Source organism: Bradyrhizobium pachyrhizi (assembly GCF_001189245.1).
GTDB lineage: Bacteria > Pseudomonadota > Alphaproteobacteria > Rhizobiales > Xanthobacteraceae > Bradyrhizobium > Bradyrhizobium pachyrhizi.
The window spans coordinates 1-7,799 of sequence record NZ_LFIQ01000058.1; the positions used below are offsets into that span (position 1 = coordinate 1).

Consider the following 7,799-nt stretch of genomic DNA (forward strand, 5'->3'; position numbering starts at 1 on the left):
CGCCGGCAAGTCGCAGAACACCTATCGCGGTCTCGTCAGCGCGCATCGCAAGGCCACCGGCGCGCGCAACTACACCGCCTGCGACTCGCTTCTGATCGGCGACAAATGCGGCGCGCACACCGTGCCCTATGTCGAGGCCAAGAATTCCTCGGCGACGTTCGAGCATGAGGCGACGACGTCGAAGATTTCCGAGGACGTGCTGTTCTACTGCATCCAGCGCGGGCTCTCGCAGGAAGAAGCCGTCGGCCTCGTCGTCAACGGCTTCGTGAAGGACGTGCTGCAGCAACTGCCGATGGAGTTCGCGGTGGAAGCGCAGAAGCTGATCTCGATCAGCCTCGAAGGTTCGGTTGGCTAATCCATCCCGCCAACGGCGCGGCCGACGCGCCTCGGGGTGATGCTCAGGAAAAATCAGATGTCTCTGCTTGAAGTGAAAGATCTGCAGGTTCGTGTCGAGGAGCGTGAGATCCTCCACGGGCTGTCGCTCACGGTGAACCCGGGCGAGGTGCACGCGATCATGGGGCCGAACGGCTCCGGCAAGTCGACGCTCTCCCACGTCATCGCCGGCAAGCCGGGCTATGAAGTCACCGGCGGGCAGATCCTGTTCAGAGGCGAGGACCTCTTGGAGATGGAGCCCAACGAGCGCGCCGCCCAGGGCGTGTTCCTGGCGTTCCAGTATCCGGTCGAGATTCCCGGCGTCACCACCTGGAATTTCCTGCACGCGGCGCTCAACGCCCAGCGCAAGGCGCGCGGCGAGGACGAGATCTCGTCGCCGGCCTTCCTCAAGAAGGTCCGCGAGGTCGCCAGGTCGCTGAACATCCCGCAGGACATGCTGAAGCGCGGCGTCAATGTCGGCTTCTCCGGCGGCGAGAAGAAGCGCAACGAGATTCTGCAGATGGCGCTGTTCGAGCCGGCCGTCTGCATCCTCGACGAAATGGATTCCGGCCTCGACATCGACGCGCTGCGGATCGCGGCCGACGGCGTCAACGCGCTGCGCTCGCCGGAGCGCGCGATGGTCGTGATCACCCACTATCAGCGGCTGCTCAACTACATCGTGCCCGACTTTGTGCACGTGATGTCGAAGGGCCGGGTGGTGAAGAGCGGCGGCAAGGAACTGGCGCTGGAGCTGGAAGAGTCCGGTTACGCGCAGTTCGAAGACGCTGCCTGACAAACGCGGGTTTTGTGATGAACGTTGTTGCAAAGACCGAGACCGGGCGCGCGCTGGGCGATGCTTTCGCCGTGGTGCGCGATCGTCTGCCGGGCGAGGGCAAGATCGCCGATCAGCGGCGCCAGGCCTTCGAGGCTTATGAACGATCAGGCCTGCCGCATCGCCGGATCGAGGACTGGAAATACACCGACCTGCGCGCGCTGATGCGCGAAGTGCTGCCGCTCGCGGCGTCCCCGGATGATGCCGCGCTGAGCCGCGCCAGGGCCGTCGTACAGGCCCGCGCGATCGAAGGCGTCCGGCGCCTGGTGCTGGTCGACGGCGCGTTCGCGCCTGATCTCTCCGATTGGCAGGATCTGGAGAAAGGGCTCTCGATCAATCCGCTGCGCCTCGCGCTGGAAGCCGGCGACGAGATCGTTGCGACGCAGGCTCTCGCGTCCGATGTTGCCAACCCCATGATCGCGCTGAATGGCGCGATGGCGACCGACGGGGTCGTCATCGACGTCGCCCACGGCACGGTACTTACCCAGCCGCTGCACATCGTGCATGTCGCATCCGGCACGGCACCGGCCTCGACGTTCACGCGGTCGCTGCTCCGGCTCGGCCGCGATGCCGGCGTGACGCTGGTGGAGAGCTATCTCGCCGCCGACGGCGCCAAGGCCTACCAGACCCATGACGGACTGGTTGTTGCGATCGGTGACAATTCACGGCTCGATCACGTGCGCCTGGTCGAAGACAGCGTCGATGCCTTCAATATTTCCTCGGCGACGGTGTCGCTCGGCGCGCATGCCCATTTCAACACCTTCGGCCTGACCTCGGGCGGGCACGTCAGCCGTTACCAGCTGACGGTGACCTGCGCCGGCGAGGGCTCGACGGTCGAGACCAACGGCGTCAATCTGATCAACGGCAAGCAGCACGCCGACACCACGCTGTTCATGGATCACGCGGTGCCGCACTGCGCGAGCCGCGAGGTCTTCCGTGCCGTCGTCGACGACCGCGCCCATTCGGTGTTCCAGGGCCGCATCATCGTCCGCCCCGACGCGCAGAAGACCGACGCCAAGATGATGACCCGTGCGCTGCTGCTGTCCGACGACGCGGAGGCCGACAACAAGCCCGAGCTCGAGATCTTCGCCGACGACGTCACCTGCGGTCACGGTGCGACCACCGGCGCGCTCGACGAGAGTCTGCTGTTCTACATGCGCGCCCGCGGACTGCCCGAGAAGGAAGCGCAGGCGCTCCTGATCCAGGCCTTCGTCGGCGAGGCGATCGAGACCATCGCCAGCGACGAGTTGCGCGAGGTCGCAATTGCCGCCGCGCAGCGCTGGCTTCAGGCGAGGGCGTGAGCATGCACAAGGCGGTCGCCAACGGCAGTTACGACGTCGCGCTGGTGCGGCAGGATTTCCCGGCGCTCGCCATGCAGATCTATGGCAAGCCGCTGGTCTATCTCGACAACGCGGCCTCGGCGCAGAAGCCGAATGCGGTGCTCGACCGCATGACCGAGGCCTACAAGAGCGAATACGCCAACGTGCATCGCGGCCTGCATTACCTCGCGAATGCCGCGACGGAGGCCTATGAAGGCGCCCGCGGCAAGGTCGCGCGGTTCATCAACGCCCGCCGCAATGAAGAGATCGTCTTCACCCGCAACGTCACCGAGGCGATCAACCTGGTGGCGTCGTCCTGGGGCGGAGTGAACATCAAGGAGGGCGACGAGATCGTCCTCTCGATCATGGAGCACCACTCCAACATCGTGCCGTGGCATTTCCTCCGGGAGCGCCATGGTGCCGTGATCAAGTGGGCGCCGGTCGACGACGAGGGCAATTTCCTGATCGAGGAGTTCGAGAAGCTCCTGACGCCGCGCACCAAGATCGTCGCGATCACCCAGATGTCGAATGCGCTCGGCACGCTGGTTCCGGTCAAGGACGTGATTCGGCTGGCGCACGCCCGCGGCATCCCGGTGCTGGTCGACGGCGCACAGGGCGCGGTGCACCTGCCGATCGACGTCCAGGACCTCGATTGCGATTTCTACGCCTTTACAGGCCACAAGGTATACGGACCGACCGGCATCGGCGCGCTCTACGCCAAGCACGAGCATCTGGTGGCGATGCGGCCGTTCAACGGCGGCGGCGAGATGATCCGTGAGGTGGCCAAGGACTGGGTCACCTACGGCGATCCGCCGCACAAGTTCGAGGCCGGGACGCCGCCGATCGTCGAGGCGATAGGGCTGGGGGCTGCGATCGACTACGTCAATTCGATCGGCAAGGAGCGCATCGCCGCGCATGAGCATGAGCTTCTCACCTATGCGCAGGAGCGTTTGCGCGAGATCAACTCGTTGCGCGTGATCGGAACCGCCCGCAACAAGGGACCGGTGATCTCTTTCGAGATGAAGGGCGCGCATCCCCATGACGTCGCGACCGTGATCGACCGCCAGGGTATTGCGGTGCGCGCCGGCACGCATTGCGTGATGCCGCTTTTAGAGCGGTTCAACGTGACGGCCACCTGCCGCGCATCCTTCGGGATGTATAATACAAGGGAAGAAGTCGACCATCTGGCGCAGGCGCTGATCAAGGCGCGGGAATTGTTCGCATGACCGATACAGCCGAAGTCAAGACGGCCACCATGGAAACCACCTCGGCACTGCCGGCGGAGGAAACCGAGCGCATGAGCGGCGAGATCGTCGCGGCGCTGAAGACGGTGTTCGACCCGGAGATCCCGGCCGACATCTACGAACTCGGCCTGATCTACAAGGTCGATCTCAAGGATGATCGCTCGGTCGACATCATGATGACGCTGACCACGCCGAACTGCCCGGCCGCCGGCGAGCTGCCGCAGATGGTGGAGAACGCGGTTGCCAGCGTTCCCGGCGTCGGCGTCGTCAACGTCAATCTGGTGTGGGATCCGGCCTGGACGCCGGACCGGATGTCGGACGAGGCACGCCTCGTCCTCAATATGTGGTGATGTGTCACGGCGTTTTCGAGCGAAGTGGATGCCGGTTCGCGTGAAGAAAGCGCGTCAGAACAAGAGGTAACGGTTCTGATCAAGTCAGAACCTTTACGGATTGGACTTAGGCTCAAGAAGACCGGCAATTGATTTGCCGCTGGGACTGACCACATGAGTAACATGACGCAAGCTTCACCAACCCCAGCCAAGCCGAAGCGGCCGCGCCCGCAGGTCATGAAACTGACCGATGCCGCGGCGGAGCGGATCACCGAGCTGACCAAGCGCGCGGATTCCGAGATCGTCGGGCTGCGCGTCGGCATCAAGAATGGCGGCTGCGCCGGACAGTCCTATACCGTCGAATACGCCCACGAGATCCGTCCGACCGATGAAGTGGTCGAGGACAAGGGCGTGAAGATCCTGGTCGATCCGAAGGCCGTGTTGTTCCTGCTTGGCACCGAGATGGACTATGTGGCCGACAAGATGCAGGCCCAGTTCGTGTTCAACAACCCGAACCAGGTCTCTGCCTGTGGTTGCGGCGAATCGGTGCAGCTCAAGCCGGCCACGGTCTGACAGCGTCGTCCCGGCCGAGTGCGCAATTGCGCGCGGGCGCCGGGACCCAAACCACCAGCATTGATTGTTGATCCGATCGTCGCCCATACTGCCTCATCGAGAGGCTGCGGCGTATGGGTCCCGGCCCCCCATGCGCAATTGCGCACTCGGCCGGCATGACGGTGGGCACATGGACCGCGAATTCCTCACCGACCTGTTCGCCGATTTCGGCCCGGTCACACTGCGCCGGATGTTCTCCGGCTACGGTATCTCGGCTGACGGCACGAACTTCGCGCTCGCCTTGCGTGCCGGGCTCTACTTTCGTGCCGACGAGCAGACCATCCCGCAATTTGAGGCGGAGGGCAGCGGGCCATTCCAATATCAGACACGGTCGAAGACCGTCACGGTGAACTCCTACTGGCAGCTGCCGGCACGGCTGTTCGATGATTCGGAAGAACTCGCGGTCTGGGCACGGTCGGCACTCGGCGCCGCCCAGCGCGCTGCGCTGCGCAAGCGGCCGAGGAAGGCGAAGGCACCGGCGAAGAAGGCTGCTGCAAGGAAGACTGCAGGTAAGAAGGCCGCAGCCAAACCACCCTCGGCTCAGAAGAAACGCGCAAAACGAAAGAAGTCCTCATCCTGAGGAGCGCGCATGGCGCGCGTCTCGAAGGATGGCCACGGGCGAGGTCAGGGGCCTCATGGTTCGAGACGGCGCGTTGCGCCTCCTCACCATGAGGGACGGGTCGATCACGCCACGCGGGTCTGGATCTCGGTGCTGTATTCCGGATCGGCCTCGCAGATCACACGGTTGCGGCCGGCGCGCTTGGCGGCATAGAGGCAGGCGTCGGCGCGCTCGATCAGCGAGTCCGTGTCGTCAGTCGGCTTCAGCATGGAGACGCCGACGGAGATCGTGACACGGCCGAGGATCTCGCCGGTCGACTTCTTCTTCAGCTCCTTGGCCATCACGGCGCGGCGGATGTGGTCGGCGACCGTCAGCGCCTGCCGCAGCGCCGTGTTGGGAAGCACCACGGCGAATTCCTCGCCGCCATAACGGGCGGTGATGTCCTGGCCCTTGATGTTTTGCTTCAGCGACTGTGCCACCAGCCGCAGCACCTGGTCGCCGGTGAGATGGCCGTAGGAGTCGTTGAACGATTTGAAGTGGTCGATGTCGAACATCAGGAGCGACAGCGGCTCGCCGCTGGCGAGCGCGGCCTGCACCGCCATGTCGATCGAGCGGTCGAAATATTTCCGGTTGCCGAGGCCGGTGAGCGGATCGGTCAGGCTCTCGGCACGGATCGCCTCGAGGCTGTGTTGTAGCTCGCTGATCTCCGACTTCGACAGCGCGAGCCGGCTTTCCAATGCCTGATTGGTCTCGCGCATCTCGCGCGTCGATTTTGCCAGGCTATCGACGATTGCCTTGATGTGATCGCGGGTGGTCGCGCTCGCAAGCTTATCGCTGGCACCGACGAGGCTGGCGTCATAGGTCGCGGACACGCCGAGCGCGTCGGTGATCAACTTCATGACGGCGTCGATCTCGCCGATGACGCGCGCGCCGACCTTGTCGATGCGGTCCGAGGTCTTGATGTGCGAAAGGTAGGTTTCGTAGATCTGCTCGAGATCGGATTCGCTGAGCTTGCCGCTGCGCGCCAGCGTCTCGTTGATGACTTTGTTGAGCGGCGCGTTGTATCCGGTCGCGTAGACGTACCAGATTTCATAGTTGCGGGGGACTGCGGTCTGGCGAAGCGAGCGGATCTGGCCAAGCGCGACTTCGGCAAAGGCCAACGTACGTTCGTGTTCGTCCAGCAGTTTGACCACTGTCACGTCCTCAATGCACGCAATGCCGATTAAACCCGGCAGCAATGACTAAACTATTGGGGCGAGGGTACGGGACGAGAGTGAAGGCAAGGTAAACAGTGGAACCACGGGGAAGCCGGCTGCGACGAGCGCGCGGCGCGCCCGATCTTTGTCCGCCTCGAGCGCCACTTTCGGGCGCTTTTCGTTTGCTCGCTCTTGCGAGGCGCAAACTGCGCGCATTTGCTTCAAACGCTGGGGATCAGCGCGTGCGCCGGTCGCGGGTGGCAACAGAGATTGGCTGGATTACCGCCGTTGGCGCGGCGGCATCGGAGCAGACCCTTATGCGCGTGCGCGCACAGGTCGCAGCAGGAAGGCGGGCAGGTGCGAATGATCGGCGGGCTCGTGGTCCACCTCGCGCTGCGGTCGCCGTGGCTCGGCACGCCCGATCGACGGCACGTGCGACGGAGCGGCCTGCGGAGCCGAATTGCGGCCGTGGCGCGGTTCACGCTCCGGCTTCGCTGCGCGCTCCTCGCGGGGCTCCCGCTCGTGACGCGCTTCGCGCGGCTCGCGCTCACCGTGGCGCGCTTCGCGCTCACGGCGCGGCTTTCGGCCGCCGCGGGCACTATCGCGCGAACCTTCGCGGCCACGCGAGCGGCGCGGCGCGGCGTCCTCGTCGGAGGCTTCGCTGTGAACGGTGTAGTCGCCCTCGGTGCGCGGAATCTGCTGGCCGATCAGCTTCTCGATCGCGGCCATCGACTTGCTGTCGAGCGGCGTGACGATCGAGATCGCGGTACCGGTACGACCGGCGCGGCCGGTGCGGCCGATGCGATGGACGTAGTCGTCGGGGTGATGCGGCACATCGAAGTTGAAGACGTGGCTGACGGCGGGAATATCGAGGCCGCGGGCGGCGACGTCGGAGGCCACCAGCAGGGGCAGCTCGCCCTTGCGGAATTGATCAAGCGCGGCCATGCGGGCGCTCTGGTCCATGTCGCCATGCAGCGCGCCGACGCTGAAGCCGTGCTTCTGCAGTGACTTGTGAAGGACGGCGACTTCGCGCTTGCGATTGCAGAAGATAATCGCGTTGTTGAGGTCCTTGGCGTCGCGCAGCAGGCGGCGGAGGATCTCGCGCTTCTCGTGCGGCTCGCGACCCGCGGGCACCTGGGATTGGGTCACGGTCACCGCGGTCGTCGCGGGCTTGGAGACCTCGATCCGGGCCGGGTTGTGCAGGAAGGCCTCGGTGATGCGGCTGATTTCCGGCGGCATCGTCGCGGTGAAGAACAGGGTCTGCCGCGTGAACGGGACGAGCTTGCAAATGCGTTCGATGTCGGGAATGAAGCCCATGTCGAGCATGCGGTCGGCT

Annotated in this window: 9 protein-coding genes; 7 read left to right on the forward strand and 2 right to left on the reverse strand. The window is 64.7% G+C overall.

Annotated features, from left to right (window positions below):
* From AKL29_RS11740 to AKL29_RS11770, 7 genes are all read left to right on the forward strand, one after another.
* Window positions 1–355, forward strand: a 355-nt coding sequence (locus AKL29_RS11740; RefSeq protein ID WP_193395205.1) for a SufD family Fe-S cluster assembly protein, incomplete at its 5' end; no start/stop codon positions are given.
* 57 nt (window positions 356–412) lie between these two features.
* Window positions 413–1,165, forward strand: a complete 753-nt coding sequence (gene sufC / locus AKL29_RS11745) for a Fe-S cluster assembly ATPase SufC (protein WP_050384387.1) — start codon at window positions 413–415, stop codon at window positions 1,163–1,165.
* 17 nt (window positions 1,166–1,182) lie between these two features.
* Window positions 1,183–2,505 (forward strand): Fe-S cluster assembly protein SufD, encoded by a 1,323-nt coding sequence (gene sufD, locus AKL29_RS11750; protein WP_050384271.1) that lies wholly within the window; start codon window positions 1,183–1,185, stop codon window positions 2,503–2,505.
* Window positions 2,502–3,749, forward strand: a complete 1,248-nt coding sequence (locus AKL29_RS11755) for a cysteine desulfurase (protein WP_152977548.1) — start codon at window positions 2,502–2,504, stop codon at window positions 3,747–3,749. The genes sufD and AKL29_RS11755 overlap by 4 nt, the downstream gene beginning before the upstream one ends.
* Window positions 3,746–4,117: an SUF system Fe-S cluster assembly protein gene (locus AKL29_RS11760; RefSeq protein WP_016845787.1), complete on the forward strand. Its 372-nt coding sequence runs from the start codon at window positions 3,746–3,748 to the stop codon at window positions 4,115–4,117. Before AKL29_RS11755 ends, AKL29_RS11760 begins: the two co-directional genes overlap by 4 nt.
* A 162-nt stretch (window positions 4,118–4,279) precedes the next feature.
* Window positions 4,280–4,669: a HesB/IscA family protein gene (locus AKL29_RS11765; protein ID WP_050384272.1), complete on the forward strand. Its 390-nt coding sequence runs from the start codon at window positions 4,280–4,282 to the stop codon at window positions 4,667–4,669.
* A gap of 169 nt (window positions 4,670–4,838) precedes the next feature.
* A complete protein-coding gene (locus AKL29_RS11770) occupies window positions 4,839–5,288 on the forward strand; it encodes a TfoX/Sxy family protein (protein WP_050384273.1) in 450 nt (149 codons plus the stop codon).
* 104 nt (window positions 5,289–5,392) lie between these two features.
* Here the strand turns inward: AKL29_RS11770 and AKL29_RS11775 are convergent, their stop codons facing one another.
* Both AKL29_RS11775 and AKL29_RS11780 read right to left on the reverse strand, forming a co-directional pair.
* Window positions 5,393–6,460: a GGDEF domain-containing protein gene (locus tag AKL29_RS11775; protein WP_050384274.1), complete on the reverse strand. Its 1,068-nt coding sequence runs from the start codon at window positions 6,458–6,460 to the stop codon at window positions 5,393–5,395.
* A 318-nt stretch (window positions 6,461–6,778) separates the two neighbouring features.
* Window positions 6,779–7,799: DEAD/DEAH box helicase (locus AKL29_RS11780; RefSeq protein ID WP_244481953.1), on the reverse strand; the 1,021-nt coding region annotated here is incomplete at its 5' end.

What these genes read in the sequence shown, in the direction of transcription:
- sufC (WP_050384387.1), top strand. Translation starts at nt 413, where the DNA reads ATGTCTCTGCTTGAAGTGAAAGATCTGCAGGTTCGTGTCGAGGAGCGT.
- sufD (WP_050384271.1), top strand. Translation starts at nt 1,183, where the DNA reads ATGAACGTTGTTGCAAAGACCGAGACCGGGCGCGCGCTGGGCGATGCT.
- AKL29_RS11760 (WP_016845787.1), top strand. Translation starts at nt 3,746, where the DNA reads ATGACCGATACAGCCGAAGTCAAGACGGCCACCATGGAAACCACCTCG.
- AKL29_RS11765 (WP_050384272.1), top strand. Translation starts at nt 4,280, where the DNA reads ATGACGCAAGCTTCACCAACCCCAGCCAAGCCGAAGCGGCCGCGCCCG.
- AKL29_RS11770 (WP_050384273.1), top strand. Translation starts at nt 4,839, where the DNA reads ATGGACCGCGAATTCCTCACCGACCTGTTCGCCGATTTCGGCCCGGTC.